Origin of the sequence: Stenotrophomonas geniculata ATCC 19374 = JCM 13324, from assembly GCF_001431625.1 — a bacterium.
GTDB classification, from domain to species: Bacteria; Pseudomonadota; Gammaproteobacteria; order Xanthomonadales; family Xanthomonadaceae; genus Stenotrophomonas; species Stenotrophomonas geniculata.
The window spans coordinates 1-18851 of record NZ_LLXT01000057.1; the positions used below are offsets into that span (position 1 = coordinate 1).

20 protein-coding genes, 1 pseudogene and 1 riboswitch are annotated in these 18851 nt (G+C 66.2%); of the genes and pseudogenes, 14 read left to right on the forward strand and 7 right to left on the reverse strand.

Translation table 11 applies throughout. The features are described 5' to 3' along the window. Positions 1–117: 117 nt before the first annotated feature. The 6 genes from ARC63_RS03230 (at position 118) to pnuC (ending at position 7941) form a co-directional block, all read left to right on the forward strand. Positions 118–888 (forward strand): hypothetical protein, encoded by a 771-nt coding sequence (locus tag ARC63_RS03230; RefSeq protein ID WP_010487130.1) that lies wholly within the window; start codon positions 118–120, stop codon positions 886–888. Between the two features lie 111 nt (positions 889–999). Continuing rightward, the gene (locus ARC63_RS03235) at positions 1000–2991 is read left to right on the forward strand and encodes a peptidoglycan-binding domain-containing protein (protein ID WP_057502516.1); all 1992 of its coding nucleotides are present in this window, start codon (positions 1000–1002) and stop codon (positions 2989–2991) included. A 246-nt stretch (positions 2992–3237) separates the two neighbouring features. Continuing rightward, positions 3238–3645, forward strand: a complete 408-nt coding sequence (locus ARC63_RS03240) for a glycine zipper 2TM domain-containing protein (RefSeq protein WP_057502501.1) — start codon at positions 3238–3240, stop codon at positions 3643–3645. A 128-nt stretch (positions 3646–3773) separates the two neighbouring features. Further along, positions 3774–4898 (forward strand): phosphotransferase enzyme family protein, encoded by a 1125-nt coding sequence (locus ARC63_RS03245; protein ID WP_057502502.1) that lies wholly within the window; start codon positions 3774–3776, stop codon positions 4896–4898. Between the two features lie 109 nt (positions 4899–5007). Then, positions 5008–5103, forward strand: a riboswitch (TPP riboswitch). 70 nt (positions 5104–5173) lie between these two features. Next, complete coding sequence (locus ARC63_RS03250; RefSeq protein ID WP_057502503.1) at positions 5174–7363, forward strand: TonB-dependent receptor; 2190 nt, start codon at positions 5174–5176, stop codon at positions 7361–7363. An 8-nt stretch (positions 7364–7371) separates the two neighbouring features. Next, a complete protein-coding gene (gene pnuC / locus ARC63_RS03255) occupies positions 7372–7941 on the forward strand; it encodes a nicotinamide riboside transporter PnuC (protein ID WP_019338380.1) in 570 nt (189 codons plus the stop codon). A gap of 106 nt (positions 7942–8047) precedes the next feature. Here pnuC and ARC63_RS03260 read toward each other — a convergent pair whose 3' ends face one another. From ARC63_RS03260 to ARC63_RS03280, 5 genes are all read right to left on the reverse strand, one after another. Beyond that, complete coding sequence (locus ARC63_RS03260) at positions 8048–8464, reverse strand: hypothetical protein (protein WP_057502504.1); 417 nt, start codon at positions 8462–8464, stop codon at positions 8048–8050. A gap of 84 nt (positions 8465–8548) precedes the next feature. Continuing rightward, positions 8549–9523 carry a Dyp-type peroxidase gene (locus ARC63_RS03265; RefSeq protein WP_010487139.1) on the reverse strand — a complete coding sequence of 325 codons (975 nt, stop codon included), beginning with the start codon at positions 9521–9523 and terminating at the stop codon, positions 8549–8551. 121 nt (positions 9524–9644) lie between these two features. After that, on the reverse strand, positions 9645–10013 hold the full coding sequence (locus ARC63_RS03270; protein WP_057502505.1) for a VOC family protein: 369 nt from the start codon (positions 10011–10013) through the stop codon (positions 9645–9647). A 68-nt stretch (positions 10014–10081) separates the two neighbouring features. Next, the gene (locus tag ARC63_RS03275) at positions 10082–10849 is read right to left on the reverse strand and encodes a helix-turn-helix transcriptional regulator (RefSeq protein ID WP_057502506.1); all 768 of its coding nucleotides are present in this window, start codon (positions 10847–10849) and stop codon (positions 10082–10084) included. A gap of 125 nt (positions 10850–10974) precedes the next feature. Next, positions 10975–11550 carry an OmpO family porin gene (locus tag ARC63_RS03280; RefSeq protein ID WP_004134798.1) on the reverse strand — a complete coding sequence of 192 codons (576 nt, stop codon included), beginning with the start codon at positions 11548–11550 and terminating at the stop codon, positions 10975–10977. A 206-nt stretch (positions 11551–11756) separates the two neighbouring features. Between ARC63_RS03280 and ARC63_RS03285 the strand changes: the two genes are divergently transcribed. From ARC63_RS03285 to ARC63_RS03295, 3 genes are all read left to right on the forward strand, one after another. Next, on the forward strand, positions 11757–12707 hold the full coding sequence (locus tag ARC63_RS03285; RefSeq protein WP_057502507.1) for a DUF2268 domain-containing putative Zn-dependent protease: 951 nt from the start codon (positions 11757–11759) through the stop codon (positions 12705–12707). A gap of 212 nt (positions 12708–12919) precedes the next feature. Next, positions 12920–13192 carry a hypothetical protein gene (locus ARC63_RS03290; protein WP_010487149.1) on the forward strand — a complete coding sequence of 91 codons (273 nt, stop codon included), beginning with the start codon at positions 12920–12922 and terminating at the stop codon, positions 13190–13192. A 157-nt stretch (positions 13193–13349) separates the two neighbouring features. Next, a complete protein-coding gene (locus tag ARC63_RS03295; protein ID WP_043034949.1) occupies positions 13350–14036 on the forward strand; it encodes a L,D-transpeptidase family protein in 687 nt (228 codons plus the stop codon). Positions 14037–14059: 23 nt separating this feature from the next. Here ARC63_RS03295 and arsH read toward each other — a convergent pair whose 3' ends face one another. Further along, positions 14060–14788: an arsenical resistance protein ArsH gene (gene arsH / locus ARC63_RS03300; RefSeq protein WP_029380128.1), complete on the reverse strand. Its 729-nt coding sequence runs from the start codon at positions 14786–14788 to the stop codon at positions 14060–14062. A 17-nt stretch (positions 14789–14805) separates the two neighbouring features. Here arsH and ARC63_RS03305 point away from each other — a divergent pair, with 17 nt between their 5' ends. From ARC63_RS03305 to ARC63_RS03320, 5 genes and pseudogenes are all read left to right on the forward strand, one after another. After that, positions 14806–15135 (forward strand): ArsR/SmtB family transcription factor, encoded by a 330-nt coding sequence (locus ARC63_RS03305; RefSeq protein ID WP_010487154.1) that lies wholly within the window; start codon positions 14806–14808, stop codon positions 15133–15135. Position 15136: 1 nt separating this feature from the next. Beyond that, positions 15137–15556, forward strand: a pseudogene (arsN2, locus tag ARC63_RS23560) (arsenic resistance N-acetyltransferase ArsN2); the annotation flags it as partial. A 36-nt stretch (positions 15557–15592) separates the two neighbouring features. Next, positions 15593–16096, forward strand: a complete 504-nt coding sequence (locus ARC63_RS23565; RefSeq protein WP_057502517.1) for an arsenate reductase ArsC — start codon at positions 15593–15595, stop codon at positions 16094–16096. A 13-nt stretch (positions 16097–16109) separates the two neighbouring features. After that, positions 16110–17141, forward strand: coding sequence for an ACR3 family arsenite efflux transporter (arsB, locus tag ARC63_RS03315; protein ID WP_057502508.1), 1032 nt, complete (start codon positions 16110–16112; stop codon positions 17139–17141). A 490-nt stretch (positions 17142–17631) separates the two neighbouring features. Further along, complete coding sequence (locus ARC63_RS03320; RefSeq protein ID WP_010487161.1) at positions 17632–18006, forward strand: hypothetical protein; 375 nt, start codon at positions 17632–17634, stop codon at positions 18004–18006. A gap of 60 nt (positions 18007–18066) precedes the next feature. Here the strand turns inward: ARC63_RS03320 and ARC63_RS03325 are convergent, their stop codons facing one another. Beyond that, positions 18067–18741, reverse strand: coding sequence for an Ivy family c-type lysozyme inhibitor (locus ARC63_RS03325; protein ID WP_057502509.1), 675 nt, complete (start codon positions 18739–18741; stop codon positions 18067–18069). Positions 18742–18851: the final 110 nt, after the last annotated feature.

The window sequence follows — 18851 nt, forward strand, 5'->3', positions numbered from 1 at the left end:
TGCCTCCTCTGCTCTCGTGCCGCTTCCGCCTGAGCCGCTGCCGATCCGGCCCCCTCGTCCTCCCAGCCCGGCGCTCCTGCGCAGGCTGCCAATGCGCCCCGACAGGATGTTGCCCCGATGCAGACCCCCACCCCCGATGCCGCCGTCACCCCGCCCGACGCGCCGACCGTCATGTATTTCACCTACCAGGTGGACGGCGATGGCGCGACCTCCTATGAGGTCCAGAACGGCAGCGTGGCGACCTTCTGGTTCGGCCACACCTTCACCCTCGATGGCACCACGTACTACACGGGTTTCTCCTGGGATACCCGCGAGCACTACGGCAAGCCGGGCGAGCAGACGCCGGCCGGTCCGGATGACCGCGCCAACCTCGCCGAGGCCACCTTCGTGCTGGCCGGCACCGACGCCAGGAAGCCATGGAAGTTCCGTGGCCAGGAATGGACCATCGGCGCACTGGGCGCGTACGACAAGGCCGACGATGTCGATACCCGGCGCAAGCCACTTGAACATCGCACCGCCGACGGCCGCCTGCTGCTGGCGGTGCCGACCCGCAGCTTCGACCGCGGCATCAGCAGCACCGGCTATGCGCTGCTGCTGTTCAACCCCAAGCGCAGCGAAGACGACGTGGACAGCAAGGTCTGGCGCTATGTCGGCTCGGTGCGCACCGGTGAGGACAACAGCGCGGCCTGCGACGAAGGCAACGTGATGCCCTGCACCGGCAGCGACGGCGAACTGGCCTTCGCTGCCGAGGGCAACGGCCTGCCGCGCCTGACCGTGACCTTCAAGGGCACCACCATCGAAGGCCCCGGCAAGACCCGCGCACTGGGTTCCAGCGACGCCGTGCACTACACCTTCGACAGCGCGACCCAGCAGTACGTCGCGCCCTGATAGCACCCGCCACGCGCGGGTTCCCTGTTGACCGACATGTTCTTGACTCACGGATGAGTCCGGTTGGCGATTCGCGGCATGCGCCGCTCCATCAACCCCGAGGAAAACGTCATGGCACAGCATGACTACAGCAGAAAGGAAGTCCTGGACATCGTCGAGCAGGTCGCCCGGCAGAAAGGCATTCCGGTCGATGACTTCATGCGCTTCGCGCACATCGAGACGGGCGGCACCTTCAACGAGCGCGCCCACAACACCTCGTCCGGCGCCAAGGGCCTGTTCCAGTTCGTGCCCGGCTCCGCGCGCCAGTACCACCTGACCGGCCACGAGTTCGACCCCACCCGCAACACCGAGGCGGCCGCGCAGATGTACCAGGACAACCTGGACTCGATGGCGCGCCGCAACGAGCGCACCGGCAACCCGTACCTGTCCGGTGGCAACACGCCCACCGGCCTGGACCTGTACCTGGCCCACCAGCAGGGCAGCGCCGGCTATGGCTCGGTGCAGACCGCCATTGCCACCGGCACCTTCGGCGTGGTGCGCAACAGCCACGGCGAAGAGATCAACATGCGCCGCAACGTGCTGAACCAGATCGGTTCCGACGCGAAGGCGCTGACCGGCCACACCCTGGCCGAGATGCGCGGCATGAACGATGGCGACCTGGCGCGGACGTTCTCCAGCTACTACATCCACAAGTACGCGGCGATCAGCATTCCGGAAAAGAACATCGAACCGCAGGCGGTGGCGCAGGGCCAGGGCCAGACCGCGGCAGCGCCCGCACAGGTCAGCGCAGCCGTAGCGGCCGGTGCTGCCACGTTGGCGGCAACCGCAACAGCCGCTGCCGCGCCGAAGCCGGGCATCGAACTGCAGGCCGCCTACGAGGCCGGCGTGAAGTACGACCACGTCAAGTACGCCATCAACATCCCGGGTCACGCGCTGTACGTGCCGGGCAAGACCGGCAAGAACGTGGAGCAGGGTTACATCGACTGTTCCGGTTGGGTCGGCACGCTGCAGAACCGGACCATGGACGAGATCAACCAGAAGGCCGGGCATGCGGTGTTCAGCAAGGCTGATCGCATCGACCTGGGCAACCTGGGTTCCGGCGGCATCGTGCGCAAGGCGTTCGACCAGTCCGGCGTGCTGCTGGACCGCGACGCGATCCTGAAGCCCGATGCGCTGAAGGAAGGCATGATCATCGGCCTGGATACGGCCAAGACCCGCCATGAGCACTGGAACGGCATCGACCACATTGTGATGGTGGTGCGCGACCCCAACACCGACAAGCTGCTGATCAGCCAGTCCACCGGCAGCAAGGGCGTGCACACCATGCCGGTGGAGGACTACCTCAAGCAGGTGAAGGAGCACCCGAACTGGAAGCTGTACGCCTCCGATCCGCTGTCCAAGGCGCGCGACCTGCTGGAAAACCGCACCCAGTCGCACGAGCAGACACAGGGCAAGCCTGCGGCCGAGCACAAGGCCGCTGCCACCCCGCACGCCGAACTGTACAAGCAGGGTGCGCACAGCGAGGGCGTGCGCAGGGTGCAGGAGCAGCTGGGCCACCTCGGCTACGTCGGTGCCGACGGCAAGCCGCTGGTCGAGGATGGCCGCTTCGGCCGCAACACCGACGCGGCGGTGCGCCAGCTGCAGAAAGACAACGGCCTGGTGGCCGACGGCATTGTCGGGGCGAAGACCCTGGAGGCGATCAAGGACGCCCGCGAACGGCCGTTGCTGAACGACGAGCGGCACCCGCGCAATCCATTGTTCATCCAGGCCAGCAAGGGGCTGGAACTGATGCCGGCAGGCACCTTCAAGGATCGCCACGCGCTGGAAAGCGCCGCTGCGGCCCTGACCAAGGAGGCGCATGCCGCCGGCCTGCAGCGCATCGACACGGTGGTGCCGAGCCCGAACGGTGAGCGCCTGTTTGCCGTGCAGGGCGCGATCGGTGACCCCGCCGCCAGCCGCGTGGCGGTGGATACCCGTGCCGCCAGCGAGCAGAGCCTGGCCCTTAGCAGTGGCGCGGTGCAGGGTGCCCCGAACGTGCTGCACCCGCAGCAGGACGCCCAGCAGGAGCAGGCCCGGCAGGCACAGAAGGCCATGGGGGTCTGACCTCCCCAGTGCCTTGGGAGACAAGGGAGGGCCCCGTCCGCGTGGCCTTTTCCCTATCTGCCAGCTGAGCGGCCGGGCCCGCTTTCAGCCTTGCTTCATGCCGCCTGCCGCTAGATGAATGCGCAAGCCGCCCGGTGGACCAGGCAATGTTCCGGCAATGTTGGAACGTCAGCGTGGTCTCCACGGCAGCCGGGGCGCCCGCGCCCTCCCTGCCCAGCGTGGCATGCACCTCACAGGAGAACGAACATGCTCAGTACTTCCACACTCAGCTTCCGTGGTCTGGCGATGGCCCTGGCACTGGTGGCCGGTGTTGCCGTGGTCAGCGATGCCAGCGCGATGTCGAGGAAGGACAAGCGCACCCTGGTCGGCGCCGTGGTCGGTGGCGTGGCCGGCAACCTGCTCTCCAACGGCGACCCTGCAGCCACCGTCGGTGGTGCCGTGGCCGGTGGTGCGATCGGCAACCTGACCACCTCCGACCGTCGCGACCGTCGTTATTACGACAACCGCTACTACGACAACCGTTACGATCGCCGCTACGATCGCGGCTACTACCGCAGCGGCTATTACGACCGTGGTGACAACCGTCGCTGGCAGCGCGAGCGCTACTACGACAACCGCTACTACAACGACCGCGGCCGCCATCGCGGCTGGTAAGCGGCGCGGCGCATTCGCCGATGCGGATGCACGGACGGGCGGGTCGATGACCCGCCCGTTTGCGTTGGCCGCGGCCATGGCGTTGAATGCGCAGCCTTGGATGTGACTTTTCCCACTCGGGCTGCGGCATGACGTCTTCCTCCCACCGCGTGCAGGGCCTCAACAATGACGAGGTCGCTGCCGACTGGCCACCCATCAGCGCCGCGGACATCGCGTGGCTGAGCGCGCGATACCCGCAGCTGGGCGAGCACAGCCAGCCCCGCTGGCACAGCCCGCGCCCGCTGTCGGCCGCCGCCATCGTCGACGGCGTGGACGGCGCGGTGTTCGTCAAGCGCCATCACCACAGTGTGCGCAGCGCGGCCTGCCTGGAAGAAGAGCATCGCTTCATCGCTCATCTCGCCGCAGAGGGCGTACCGGTGGTGCAGGTGCTGGCGGCGACCGATGGCCGCACTGCCGTCGAACACGGCGAATGGACCTTTGAACTGCATGCCGTCGGCGTGGGCGAAGACGTCTACCGCGACGCCGTGTCGTGGTCGCTGCTGACCGATGTCGCACAGGCACGCGAAGCCGGCCGCATGCTAGCGCGGCTGCACCGTGCCTCCGCCAGCTACCACGCGCCACAGCGCAGTACCCACCTGCTGGTCGCGCGCGACGATCTGATCCGCGCCGACGATCCGATCGCGGCGATCAAGGCCGAACTGCCCGCACGGCCGGGGCTGGCCCGTTACCTCGCACGCATCCCCTGGGAAGCACAGCTGCAGCGCGACGTGCTGCCGTGGCACGCCGGCCTGGCCGCGCGCCTGCACGACGAGCCGCGGCTGTGGGCGCACAACGACTGGCATGTGTCCAACCTGCTGTGGCGCGACGGCCAGGTCAGTACCGTGCTGGATTTCGGCCTGGCCTCGCCCACCAGCGCACTGTTCGATCTTGCCACGGCAATCGAGCGCAACGCGGTGGCGTGGCTGGAACTGGAGTGCGGCAGGGATGCGGTGCGCATCGACATCGCGCTGGCGTTGCTTGATGGCTACCGCGAAGTGCTGCCGCTGTCGGGTACGCGCGTGCATCTGCTGGCCGACCTGCTGCCGATGGTCCATTTCGACTTCGCACTGTCCGAAGTGGAGTACTTCGAAGGCATCACTGGCTCCACCGCGAATGCGGACGTGGCCTGGCAGCCGTTCATGCTGGGGCATCCCTCATGGTTCCACAGCGCGCCGGGGCAGGCCCTGCTGCAGGCCCTGCACGCTGCAGCGTGACCCGGTTGACGCACCGTCGGGGTCAGAGCCCTTTCCTGCGGAAAGGGCTCTGACCCCGCAGCCTGAAGGGCACCGGCTCGCAAATCCGTACCATTTGTAGTGAAATGGTCACCTGAAGCGGGGGTGCCTGGATCTGCCAGGCTGAGAGAGTCCCTTGGAACCTGATCCGGTTTGCACCGGCGTAGGGAGCTTTGAGCCGCAGCCACACCCCCGTCATGGGCCGGTGCACCTGCGCGCCGTCGCTTCGTCTCCCTTGTTGTCCGAAGACGAACCGAATGAACCGCTGCCTGCGCCCCACCCTGCTCTCCCTCGCCCTCTGCGCCGCGCTGCCGCTGCACGCCAGCGAGGCCGAGGCGTCCCCCGATGCGGCTGCCACCGGCGCCGAACGCTCGCCGACCGAGCTGGCAGCAGTGCGCGTGCAGGCCGGCAAACCGAAGGCCGATACCTCGCGTGTGAATGCCTTCGGTGGTGGCAGCTGGAAGGACACGCCGGCCTCGGTGAACGTGCTCGAGCGCGACTACCTCGATCGCCGCCAGGTGCGTTCGCTGTCCGAGCTGACCAGCAACGATGCCTCGCTGGGTGATGCGTATGCGCCGGTGGGCTACTACCAGAACATCGCCATCCGTGGCTTCGCGCTGGACGCCGCCACCGGCTACCGCTTCAACGGCCTGTCCATCGCCGGCGAACAGCGCCTGGCGCTGGAGAACGTGCAGTCGGTGGAGATCCTCAAGGGTGAAGCCGGCCTGGCCGCAGGCGTGATGGCACCGGGTGGCATCATCAACTACATCGGCAAGCGCCCGGCCGAAGTGCGCACCGCCACGCTCGGTACCGATTCGGAAGGCTCGCGCTACGTCGCCGTCGATGTCGGCCACTGGATCACCCCGCGCTTCGGCCTGCGCCTGAATGCCGCGTGGGATTCCAGCAATTCCTATGTCGAGCACGCCGATGGCGGCCGCAATTTCTACTCGCTGGCGGCCGACTGGCTGATCGGCGAACGCGGCAAGCTGGAAGTGGATGCCAACTACCAGACCAGCTCGCAGCGTTCGGTGTCCGGCTACCAGCTGCTGGGCGCGCGTGACCTGCCGCGCGGCGTCGACCGCGAGCACCTGCTCGGCTACCAGCCGTGGCAGCGCCCGGTGGATATCGCCAGCACCAACATCACCGCCCTGCACACCTACGACTTCAATGACGCCTGGCAGTCGCGCGTGTCGGTCGGCCACAGCCGGTCGGTGATCGACGACAACGTCGCCTTCGCCTACGGCTGCTACTACGCCACGCAATGCGCCGATGGCACCGTGCCGGGCAACTACTTCGCGCCCAATGGCGACTACGACGTCTACGACTACCGCAGCCCGGGCGACACCCGCCGCAACCAGCAGGCCCGTGCCGAGCTGCGCGGCCGTTTCGAGACCGGCAGCGTCGGCCATGAGCTGACCCTCGGTGCCGACTACTTCCGCCGCACCGTGGACAAGCGCCCCAGCGTCAACGAGTACGTCGGCACCAGCAACATCCACGAAGCACCGGTGCCGGTGTTCGAACCGTCGCCGAAGATGCCCGGCCCGTCCGCACGGCGTCTGGACAGCCGCCAGACCGCGTTCTTCGCGCTGGACCGGATGAGCTTCGGAGACGACTGGCAGTGGCTGGCCGGCGGTCGCTTCGTGCGCCTCGATGAGCGCGCCTACGACAAGCGCGGCACCCCGCAGCGCCACAGCCGCCTGTCGCGCTTCCTGCCGCAGACCGCACTGGTGTGGAAGGCTACCGACCAGCTCAACGCCTACGCCGGCTACGTGCGTGGCATTTCGCTGGGCCAGGAAGCGCCGTTCTGGACCAGCAATGCCGACACCTTCCTGCCGTCGGTGCAGTCGCGCCAGCTGGAAGTGGGCGTGAAGTACGTGCCGGTCGAGGCGCTGACCCTGGGTGCGGCGGTGTTCCGCATTTCGCAGCCGTACCAGTACGCCAGGCCGGACAACAGCGACGTGGGCTACACCTTCGTCGAAGAAGGCACGCAGACCCACACTGGCCTGGAGCTGACTGCCAACGGCCAGCTGACCGATACGCTGCAGATCGTGGCCAGCGCCAGCGTGCTGCAGGCGCGCGCGCGCGATACCGGCACGCCCGCCTATGAGGGCCATCAGCTGGTGAACGTGCCGAAGGTGCGCGCCAGCGTGCACGTAGCCTACGCGCTGCCGTTCGTGCAGGGCCTGGATGTCACCGGCGGCTGGCGCTATGCCGGCGCCAACGTGGCCCGTGCCGACGGCGGCGTGCGTGCACCGGACTACTCGGTGTTCGACGCCGGCCTGCGCTTCCAGCATCGCCTGCACGAGCGTGCGGTGACCTGGAACCTGTCGGTGGACAACGTGTTCAACCGCTTCTACTGGCGCGATACCGGCAGCAGCGGCGGTGACTACTACCTGTTCCCCGGCGCACCGCGACAGGCCCGCCTGTCGGTGACGTTCGCGCTGTGAGCGGCGTGATGCTCGAGTGGACCGCCGCACTGTGCAGCATCCTTGGCGTCTGGCTGATGGCCCGGCGCCGGCTGGTGGCGTGGCCGGTGGGCCTGCTGTCGGTGACGCTGTACGGGCTGGTATTCGCCGAGGCCAAGCTGTACTCGGACACCCTGCTGCAGGTCGCCTTCGGTGGCTTCCTGGTCTACGGCTGGCTCAACTGGCGGCAGCATGCCGCCGATGAGGGCAGCATCCGCATCGTGCCGCTGGCGCGCGGCAAGCTGCTGCGCGACCTGGCCATCGGCCTGTGTGGTGGCGTGGCGCTGGGTGCGGCCATGCATACCTTCACCGATGCCGCACTGCCCTGGCTGGACGCGATGCTGACCGCGCTGAGCCTGGTCGGCCAGTGGTGGCAGGCACGCCGCCACGTGGCCTGCTGGTGGGTGTGGATCGCGGTGGACGTGGTCTATGTGGGTGCGTACCTGTTCAAGTCGCTGCACGTGACCGCCGCGCTGTACGTGTTCTTCCTCGGCCTGGCCGTGTTCGGCCTGCGCGCATGGAGCGCGGCCGCGCGTGAACCGCAGGTGGCAACGCAGTAGAGCAACGCCATGCGTGGCTGGGGGCCACCGGTAGTCGCCAACCTTGGTTGGCGTGCCTGCCGACCAAGGTCGGCATCTACCAGGCATATCCACGCATGGTGTGGATCTACTGGGTAAGCACCAGGCCCAGCCGCAGCGGCTGGCGCATGTCGGCCGGTGGCGCCGCCTGCAACGGCGCTGCCTGCAGGGTCGCGCGCAGGTCTGCGTCAACCTGGGCATCGCCCAGGCTGTCGAATTCCAGCTTCGAGATGCGGCCATCCGCCGCGATCCACACGCTCACCGGCAGCGGCGTCGGTGCGTCCGGATGTGCCTGCAGCCATTCCAGCACGCGCTGCGCCTGCGGGTCCTGCTCCTGCTGCAGGCGCTGCTGCAGCTGGCCCCCCACGGCGGCGGCATAGGCCATCCAGTGTGCAGGAGCTTCCTGCGCGGACACCGCGGCGCTCCCCAGTGCCAGCGCACCGAACAACGCGGCCAGCGGCCGCCACCAGCGGCGCATGCCGGTTCTGTTCCCTGTCATGACCATCACCTGCTCCTGCACTCGCATCCAACAGCAGATGGTCGGGGCGGTAGATGACAGGCAGATGGCGGTCGCCGCTGCCCGGCGCGATCAATCGCCCAGATCGGCCAGCACTTTGCGCGAGGGCGCGAAGAAGGTCACGCCGGTGGTGGCGGTGGAGAAATCGAGGATGCGGTCGTGCAGCGGCGCGGGATTGCCGATGAACATGCGCTCGAGCATCTTCTCGATCACCCACAGGCGGCGGGTGTAACCAATGAAATAGGTGCCGTACTCGCCACGGCCCGGGTTGGCGAACGGCATGTTGTCGCGCAGGATCTCGTGCTCGCCGTCGGCGTCTTCAATGGTGCACAGGGTCTTGTGCGACTTCTGTGCATCGGCCGGCGCATCATCCAGCTCGATGTTGTCGTGCTTGGTGCGGCCGATGATCGCTTCCTGCGCCTCGGTCTTCTGTGCGCGCCAGGCATCAAGGTTGTGCAGGTACTTCTGCACCACCACATAGCTGCCACCGGCATGTTCGGGATCTTCTTCGCCCACGATGGTGGCTTCCGGCAGCGACAGCCCTTCCGGATTGGCGGTGCCATCGACGAAATCGAGCAGATCGCGGCCATCGAAATAACGGAAGCCGGCCACGTCATCGACCGTCTCCACCGCATCGCCGAAGGCCATCAGCAGGTTGCGCTCGAACGCCACGATCAGGTCCATGGTGCGTGCGCGGATGTGATACAGCAGGTCGCCGGGCGTGGACACGGCGGTGTGGGTCGCGCCCTTGATCTCGCGGAACGGCTGCAGCTCACGCGGCGGCGTGGTGCCCACCAGCGGCTTCCACACGCGGTGACCAATGGCCACGTTGCAGGTGAAGGTGCGCTCGATCTCGCGGATGGCGGTGTTCTTGATCAGGTCATCGGTGCTGGCCAGGACCTCGCGTGCCTTGGCGATCGACGCTTCGTCATCCTTCACCTTCAGCACCAGGAACGCCGCCGAATGGGTCAGTGGCGCAGTGATCTGCTGCGGCTCGTTGTCGAGCGTGTGGTTGAGGGCGGTGATCGGTGCGGGCTGGGAGTTCACGGCGGTTCCTGCTGGCTTGAGGCGGGCGCATCGCGTGGCGATGTGCGGGCGATCATAGCGGAACCACCTGGCCGGGGACGGAGCGGTTCTCGTTCCGTCCACCAGCGGAGGTACGAAGACCTCAATCCACATCACTCCAGACCGCCAACTCGTAGCCATCCAGATCGCGGAACTGGAAGCGGCGGCCACCAGGGAACGCGAACACCGCCTGCACCACCTCGCCCCCAGCGGCAGTCACACGCTGCTTCGCATCGGCCAGGTCCGCGCAGTAGAGGATCACCAGCGGCCCGCCGAGGGCACGCACCGGCGCGTCGGCCACGAAGCCGCCTTTCAGGCGGCCATCGTCGAACTCGGTGTAGGCCGGCCCGTAGTCGGTGAAGTGCCAACCGAACACCTCGCCGTAGAAGCGTTTGCTGCGGGCGATGTCGGCGACGTTGAATTCGATGTTGTCGATGCGGCGTTCGGCATTGTGGGGTGCGACGTGGCTCATGGCGTGGCTCCGTGGTGGGAGCCCCAGCTTCAATCAGCGCGGTATCGAGGTCTTGAACGAAACGGCCATCATTGGCACCACTCCAGACGCAGTTCGCGTGCGGTCATGCCACTCAGCTCACGCGCCTCGCGACTGAGATGGGCCTGGTCGGCATAGCCGGCCTCGGCGGCCAGCATCGCCAGCGAGTGCTGCGGCAGCGCGCGGCTGTGGCGAAGAAAACGTTGCAGGCGCAGGATCCGCTCCAGCGTCTTGGTGCCGTAGCCGAACTGCGACTGGCTGAAGCGCCGCAGGCTGCGCGGACTCAGGCTCAGGCGTGCCGCCAGCGTATCCAGCGTGGCGTCACCAATGGCGAGCGCCTGGAACAGGGCATGTGCACGCTGCGCCGGGGTATCGAGCGCGGACGCACCCATATGCTGTTGCAGGCAGTGCGCCATCCGCTGCAGGCGCTGTGCAGGCGCGGTGTCACCAATGGAGGCCGCCGCCTTGCTCGCCCACGCGCCCTTCAGATCGGCCAGTGGCACGGCCTGGCCGATGATCTCGGCCAGGGGCAGGCCCAGCGCGGCCAATGCCTGGCCGGGACGGAAGCGTGCCCCCAGCACCTGCGCACCGGGTGCCAGCGCCGGGTGCGCGGCCACGCGGTCCGGGCCGACCACGAACAACGCACCGTCGCGCCAGAGGATATCCACGCAACCATCGGGCAGTACGGTGATGTGCCCATCGGCATCGTCAGGAAGCTGGCTCTGCCACAGCTGACCAAAGTGGCCGCGCAGCGGCGCAGGCGCCGGATGCTCCTGGTAGGCCGTGCCAGTACCTGCGAGGGGGGAAGAGTCGCCCATGCCGCATTGTCGCGCTACAGGGCCCATAAAAGTGAAGCCCGGCGCGAGGCCGGGCTTCGGTTGGCGTGTGGGAGAGAGAGAGAGAGTCACACGCCAGCACAACACGCACTAACGACAGGCGTTTGTTACCAGGTGAAGCGCGGGCCCACGAACCACTCGCGGTCGCCAGCCTTGGCCAGCTTCACTTCGCCGCTCAGGCCCCAGTTCTGGTTGAACTTGGCGGTGGCGCCGACACGGCCGTAGAACTCGCCGTCCGGGTTGTAACCGTGCTTCTTGCTGAAATCTTCGTAGCCGGCCATCACGTAGCCTTCCACGTACGGGTTGAACGCGGTGCGCACGCCCACTTCAGTGGAGTAGCCGTTGAAGTCCAAGCCGCGCTTCTCGTCGTACTTCTGGTACGCAACACGGGCCACCAGATCGGTGTTCGGTGCGATGCCGTAGTTGTAGCCGACACCCAGGCGCCACTGGTCGACGTCATTCTTGAACTTGTCGGTTTCCTGGGCGCTGTAGTCGCCAAAGACGTGGAAGTTCGGGTGCACCGCAACGGAACCCTTCACCTTCCAGCCATCGGCGTCGCCGCCCTTGGCATCGGTGTTCACGTAGCCGCCTTCAACGTAGTTGTACGACAGGCCATCGGTTGCCGATGCAGCGAACGGCAGGGCAGCCAGAAGACCCAGGGCAAGCAGCGAATTCTTGTTCATCGGGACACACCTTTAATTATTTTGGTTTCGTCGACCGCCTCCCGGGAGGGGGAGAGAAAGGAGGCGGTCGACAGGTGTGAATTATCCGTTAGGGGGTCTAATCAACCCTGAATATTGAACTGACTGGTGTATAAATAAGGCTGGCGTTCAGGGAACTCTGCATGGCACTGCTGCCGGCTTCTTATACGCACCACGCTCGATGCTTGATGTGCGCACTGATCCTGATCGCCTCGCCGGTCGCGCTGCTGCAGGCACAGGCGGCTGAGCGCATCGTTTCTGCCGGGCACATCGTCGTGCAGACAGACGATGTCACGCGCTTCTTCAAGGTGATGGACGCCAACCAAGGGCGCCCAAGCGCCGATCAACTGCAACACGGCTATCTGGATGCGGGTACGGATGCCCTGCGCAGCTTCACCGACAGCCGTATCGGCTCGATGGAGCGGCTGGCCAGTGCCATCCAGGACAAGCCGGCATTGTTTGCGAAAGCGAGAACCTGCGCGACAGCATTGCCATCGATCCGCACGCGCGTCGCCGCTGCCGTCGATCAGTTGGGCGCCTTGTTGCCGTCTGCGCGCTTTCCCCCGGTCACCGTACTGGTGGGCCGCGGCAACAGTGGTGGCGTGACCACCGAAGCAGGCGTGGTCATCGGCCTGGAAGCGCTGTGCAACGCCGACTGGATGCAGGCCGATGTGAGTGACCGCTTCGTGCATCTGATCGCCCATGAGTATGTGCACGTGCAACAGCCTGGTGCACGCGTGGAGGTCGAGCAGCCCACCCTGCTCTATCAGACGCTGCTGGAAGGCGGCGCCGAGTACGTGGCCGAACGGATCTCCGGGCAACCGGCCAACGCGCATCTGCAGCGTTGGACGCAGGGTCGTGAGTGTGCGCTGGAGCGCGCGTTCCTGCAGGACAGCATGGGCACCGATCTTTCGAGGTGGCTGTACAACGGCCCCGGCGACGATGCGCGCCGTGGAGATCTCGGCTACTGGATCGGCTACCGCATTGCCCATGCCTACGTTGCGCGCGCGCCCGACACGCGCAACGCCATCGCCGAACTGCTGAATGTCCAGCCTGGAAACGCTGCAGCGCTGCTGGAAGCAAGTGGATGGCAGCCTGCGTGCGGAGCAGGCGAAAGCGCGCAGGCGCAGATACCGTGATGCCGGCTTCATGCTGGTGAATGGGTGATATTGAACAGGCACAAGGCGCTTGACCGGCGCAGATCAGCTCGCCTGATCCCGCTTGTTAAGGTTTGTTGATTTACAGGCCTTCACAGCCCATCCACGTACTCAAATTCCAGCTGAAAGCGCTTGGTAGCGACGGGAACAAACGCCGCTATATTCCAGCTTCCCCAGACGAAGGAGGGAGTGCAATGAACCTGAACCCGCAACACATGAAGACGGCCCGCGCACTTGCTGTAGCGCTCATCGCCACCGTCAGCCTTGGCGCCTGCGCCTCTTACAAGAACGAGTTTGCAACCATCAACTCGCGTCTCGATCAGCTCGACGTCAAGGTGCAGGGTGCTGCGCAGAGTGCGGAATCCGCCAACCAGTCCGCACAGCAGGCCAACCAGCGTCTGGACCAGATCGAAGGCCGCGTGCAGCAGCTTGAAAGGGCACCGGCCGGCCGCAAGCCGCGCGGGTAATCGCTCCCTCACTGCTTGAATTGATCCATCTCTGTATCGGGAACCAGTGGCCTTCGCCGGCCACTGGCGTCCTTCCACCCAAGACTGCATTGCAAGGAGCCGTCTCATTCGTACCTACTCCTCCCCTGCACGCCGCGCCCTCCATGCCGCACTGGCCATGGCACTGGTCGTTGCGTGCAGCGGCGTAGCCAACGCCAGGGACAAGGACGCACCTGCATCACCGGTAGCCGCCGTTGATGAACTTCCGGCTGACCAGAGCGTGTCCGAAACGGTGATCGAACTGGCCGGCTGGGTCGTCGCCAGCAAGGACAACCAGGGCTATCCGTTTGCAGTCATGGACAAGGCGGCGGCGCAGGTTCTGATCTTCAGCGGTGACGGCAAGCTGCGTGGCGCGGCACCGGCGCTGTTCGGTTCGGCTATCGGCGATCATTCCGCACCCGGCGTCGCCAAGCTCGCACTGAGCGCGATTCCCGGCCACGACCGCACCACGCCGGCCGGCCGCTTCATCGGTGGCTACGGCCCCTCCGACGATGCCGGGCGCGTGCTGTGGGTGGATTACGATTCCGCGGTTTCAATGCACCCGCTGCCGCCGGGCAGCCCGAAGGAAAAGCGTGCCGAACGACTGGCATCGCCCACGCCGGACGACAACCGCGTCACCCACGGTTGCATCAATGTCTCGCCCGCGTTCTACGGGCAGATCGTGCAGCCCATGTTCGAGAAGGGCGGCGTGTTCTACATCCTGCCGGACAAGGATTCGATCGCGAAGACCTTCCCGGAGTTCGCGCAGAGCCGCGGGGATGCGAAGGACGAAGACGAGAAGGGCGCGCGGCGCGCAAGCAAGTAATACGCTCGTCGGCAGATTGGAATTCAGGAAGCCGCAGCCCCTGCGGCCCGCGCCAATACCGCGGCATGCGCGTCGCCCTTCCGCTCGCTGTAGCGGTCCACCAGGTAGTCCGACCGCCCTCGCGTCAGCAGCGTGAACTTCACAAGCTCCTCCATCACATCCACCACGCGGTCGTAGTACGGCGAGGGCTTCATGCGCCCATCGTCATCGAATTCCTGCCAGGCCTTGGCCACCGATGACTGGTTGGGGATGGTCAGCATGCGCATCCACCGGCCGAGCACGCGTAGCGTATTGACGGTGTTGAACGACTGCGAGCCGCCGCTCACCTGCATCACCGCCAGCGTCCTGCCCTGCGTGGGCCGCACGCTGCCATCTTCCAGCGGCAACCAGTCGATCTGGTTCTTGAACACGCCGGTGACCGTGCCATGCCGCTCGGGGCTGACCCAGACCTGGCCTTCCGACCACTGCGACCACGCACGCAACCGCTGCACTTCAGGATGGCTCGTGTCCACGCTGTCGAGCATGGGCAGCGCATGCGGATCGAACATGCGGGTTTCGCACCCCAGATGGCGCAGCAATCGCTCGGCTTCCAGCGCCAGCTTGCGGCTGAACGACTGCGGCCGCAGCGAGCCGTAGAGCAGGAGGATGCGTGGCGGCCCCAGATCTGCCGCGGCGAGCTGGTGATGATTGGGCTGGGGCAATGACGATTCCACCAGATTGGGCAGATCAGGGCTTGTGATTGGCTTATTCATTCGATTATTCTAGAAATATGGAAACGTTAAATGCAATCACCGCCCTCACCGCGCTCGGTCATGCCACCCGCCTGGCTGCCTTCCGCCTGCTGGTGGAGGCTGGCCCGGCAGGGCGCATGGCGGGCGACATCGCCACGGCCCTGCAGGTGCCCCCAGCCACGCTCAGCTTCCACCTGAAGGAGCTGGTGCAGGCCGGGCTGGTGGAGAGTGAAAGCCAGGGCCGCCATGTCTGCTATCGGGCCAACTTCGATGCCATGAACGGCTTGATCGAGTACCTGACGCACAACTGCTGCGCGGGCTCGCCGGACGAGCGGTGCGCGGTGAGCGAACCGGCATGCAGGTGCTGAGATGAAGCCAGACCCCGTGATTCGTGCCGGCACACGCGACGACCTGTCCTGCATCCGGGACCTTCTGCAGCAGGCGCAGTTACCCGTGGCCGATCTGGAAAGCAGCAAGGTCGTGTTTTTCGTCGCAGACCTCGACGGCGTCCCCGTGGGCGCCGTTGGATTGCAGGTTTTCGGCGCCTCGGCGCTGCTCCGCTCCCTGGTGGTGTCTGATGACCGACGCGGCACCGGCCTTGGGCGCGCATTGCTGGCAGCGGCCGAAGAGGTGGCCTGCCGTATGCAGGTCAGGGAACTGGTGCTGCTGACAACATCGGCAGGCACGTGGTTCGCGCGGCACGGCTATGCCGGATGTGATCGCGCGCAGATAGCGGAGGCGATCCGCAGCTCTGCCGAGTTCACTCGTCTTTGCCCGGCCAGCGCGCTTTGCATGTCCAAGCCACTCACTGACCATGGAAGCCACATGACCCGCAAGGTCCTCTTCCTCTGTACCGGCAACAGCGCCCGCAGCGTGCTTGCTGAAGCCACCCTGCGCGCCTGGGGCGGCGATCGCTTCAGCGCATTCAGTGCGGGCAGCCAGCCCACTGGCCAGATCAACCCCTTCGCGCTGGCCCAGTTGCAGGCCGAAGGAATGCCCATTGAAGGGCTGCACAGCAAATCGTGGGATGAGTTCGTGGACGCGGCCCCGATGGACCTGGTCATCACCGTATGCGATTCGGCGGCCGCCGAAGCTTGCCCAGTGGTGTTCGGTGACTTCATCCGCAGCCACTGGGGTCTGCCCGATCCGGCGGCCGTCGCGGGTAGCGATGCCGACAAGGCCGCAGCATTCGCGCAGGCCCATGCCATCGTGAAAGCGCGCCTGAGCGCATTGCTCGGCTTGCCCGAATCGTTGTGGTCCGACCGCGAGGCGTTGCAACACGCGCTGGACCGGATCGGCGAGCTGCTGCCGGCCGACGGCACGCAGTGACGGTGCCACTGCCATGAGCCTGTTCGAGCGACACCTGACGCTGTGGGTTGTGCTGTGCATCGCGGCTGGCACCCTGCTGGGCCACTTCCTGCCCGGCGCTTTTGCCGCGCTGGCATCCGCAGAGGTCGCCAAGGTCAACCTGCCGGTTGCGGTGCTGATCTGGCTGATGATCATCCCGATGCTGCTGAAGGTCGACTTCACTGCGATGCGCCAGTTGCAGCAGCACTGGAAGGGCATCGGCGTAACGCTGTTCATCAACTGGGCGGTGAAGCCATTCTCGATGGCACTGCTGGGCTGGCTGTTCCTTCGCCATGCCTTCGCCGACTGGTTGCCCGCAGCACAGATCGACAGCTACATCGCCGGGCTGATCCTGCTGGCGGCCGCGCCCTGCACCGCCATGGTGTTCGTGTGGAGCAACCTGTGCCGTGGCGATGCCAACTTCACCCTGAGCCAGGTGGCGTTGAACGACGCGATCATGGTGGTGGCCTACGCGCCGGTGGTTGCACTGCTGCTGGGCCTGTCGGCGATCACCGTGCCGTGGGATACCCTGCTGCTGTCGGTGGGCCTCTACATCGCGGTGCCGGTGCTGGTGGCGGCGTTGCTGCGGCGCTGGATACTGATGCGTCGTGGCGAGGCGGCGTTGCAGCGGGTGCTTCGCCAGCTGGCGCCCGTCTCGCTGTGCGCGCTGCTGCTCACACTGGTCCTGCTGTTCGGCTTCCAGGGCCGACAGATCGTGGAGCAGCCGCTGGTGATCGCACTGATTGCAGTGCCGATCCTGATCCAGGTCTATTTCACTTCCGGCCTGGCCTACCTGCTCAATCGTCGCCTGGGCGTGGCGCATTGCGTGGCCGGCCCTTCGGCGTTGATTGGTGCCAGCAATTTCTTCGAACTCGCGGTAGCCACCGCGGTGGGACTGTTCGGCGTGCATTCGGGGGCTGCGCTGGCGACGGTGGTGGGTGTACTGATCGAGGTGCCGGTCATGTTGTCTGTGGTGCGGATCGTGAACCGTACTCAAACCTGGTACGAGAGCCGCGAAGAGCACTGACGCACCGGAGTGCGCCGAAGTCGATTTACGTTCTTCGCCCCGCACTGTCGTCATCGGCCTGGTGGAGTGCCCGTACGCCACGTCATCAACTTCGACCCATGTCGCATATTCCCCATGCCGCTACGGACGTTGCGGCGCCTGCGTCTGCGACGGCTTAACAGCATGCAAAAATGCCAAAAGCGTCTTTGATCCAGCGTTGAATGCAACTCTTCTGATTGGCGTTGCGCAGCGACGGCGGTACAGATGGTGGGCCGCCGGAAAATGGGTGGCCGGGCCTCGAAAACCCGTTAGATCACGAACGTTGTTTGCGCTTGCCAGCCGGCGTCACCCCGCGTGGCGCCGGCTGGCATTCCGTCTGCCGGCTATGGCGGGCGGAGCGTGGAGGCCTTGCGCCTGCCGGTCTTGTTCGTGATCTCCCGGTTTTCGAGCCACGTCTCCGCCCGCCACCTCTATGTGGCGGTTACCGTCTGTCCTGCACGGAGCCCTTGCCATGAGCACACCCGAATCCTCCCGCCTGCGCGCGCAGTACGTGCCCGCCAACGCGGACGCGCCCTCGGAAGCACTGCACCCGCACGATCCGCACGGTTTCATCGCCACGCTCGACCGCATCGGCAAGGGCGCGGCCGCCGACGGCCAGCCCTGGCCCGAACGTCATCAGATGCCAGGGCGCCGCATGGCGCTGGCCGACGCGGACTGTGCGTTGGCCGGGCTGCGCGTGGCGCTGGAAATGCTGCTGGCTGCCGAGCGCGTACGCCAGAACGGGCCCGAGGAGGAATACGTGGGCGACCGCGTGATGGAGGGCCTGATGATGGCCAGTCTGTCGCTGGCCGCACAGGTCAGCGCACGCATGCGGCCGGAAGGGTGATACGGGGAACAACGCTCACTGCAGCGCCGGGCACGGCCCGGCGCTGCAGAGCGCGCCACATCACTCGCAGAGCACGCTGTCTTCCTTCAACGCGGCATCCTGCAGTGGCTGGCGCTGTTCGATCTGCGCACGCTGTTCCGCCGTCGGCTCGCCCAGCCACCACACACGGCAGCGCGCGGTAAGACGGCCGACCAGCTTCGACTGATCGGGCGAGTACAACATCGCCAACGCGGTGCCGGGGCAATCGTGGGCCTGGCAGGCGGTGTAGAACCACCACGGCTCGCCCTGCAGCACCAGCAGCTCGCCAGGGCCACTGGGTCCGCTCAACAGGCGCTTGCGCAGCGACGGAATGTCCTTGTCGCTGGATTCGGCGTCCTGCGTGCCCTTCATCAGCGCATCGAACGCGGCCAGCACCTTCGGGTCCTTGCGGCCGCAGTCATCCACGGTGTTGCCGCCCACCAGAGTAAAGAAGTGGGTCGCCAGCGGATTGTCCGCGCAGGTCAGTTCGCCGCCAGCGCTCGGCTCTTCCGGCTCGCCTTCGTTGTCCCACACCGCAGGGTCCACGCCTTCTTCGATGGACGGTTCCTTCTCGACCACGGTGGCCGTGGGGGCCGGTGCTTCGGTGGTCGGCGCTGGCGCCGCAGCAGGTGCAGTCCCGCCAGTCTTCTCCGGTGCCTGTCCGCAGGCTGCCAGCAGCGCGGCCATCATCGCCATCCCTGTGATTCGCATCTTCATTCCGTGTCCTTGTCTGATCTGCGCTGCATCCGCCGAATCGGCGGCCGCGTGATTCTAACCAGCACCGCGCTAGGATGCGTTCGCAGCTTCCCGTCATCGCCTGGAGCCGG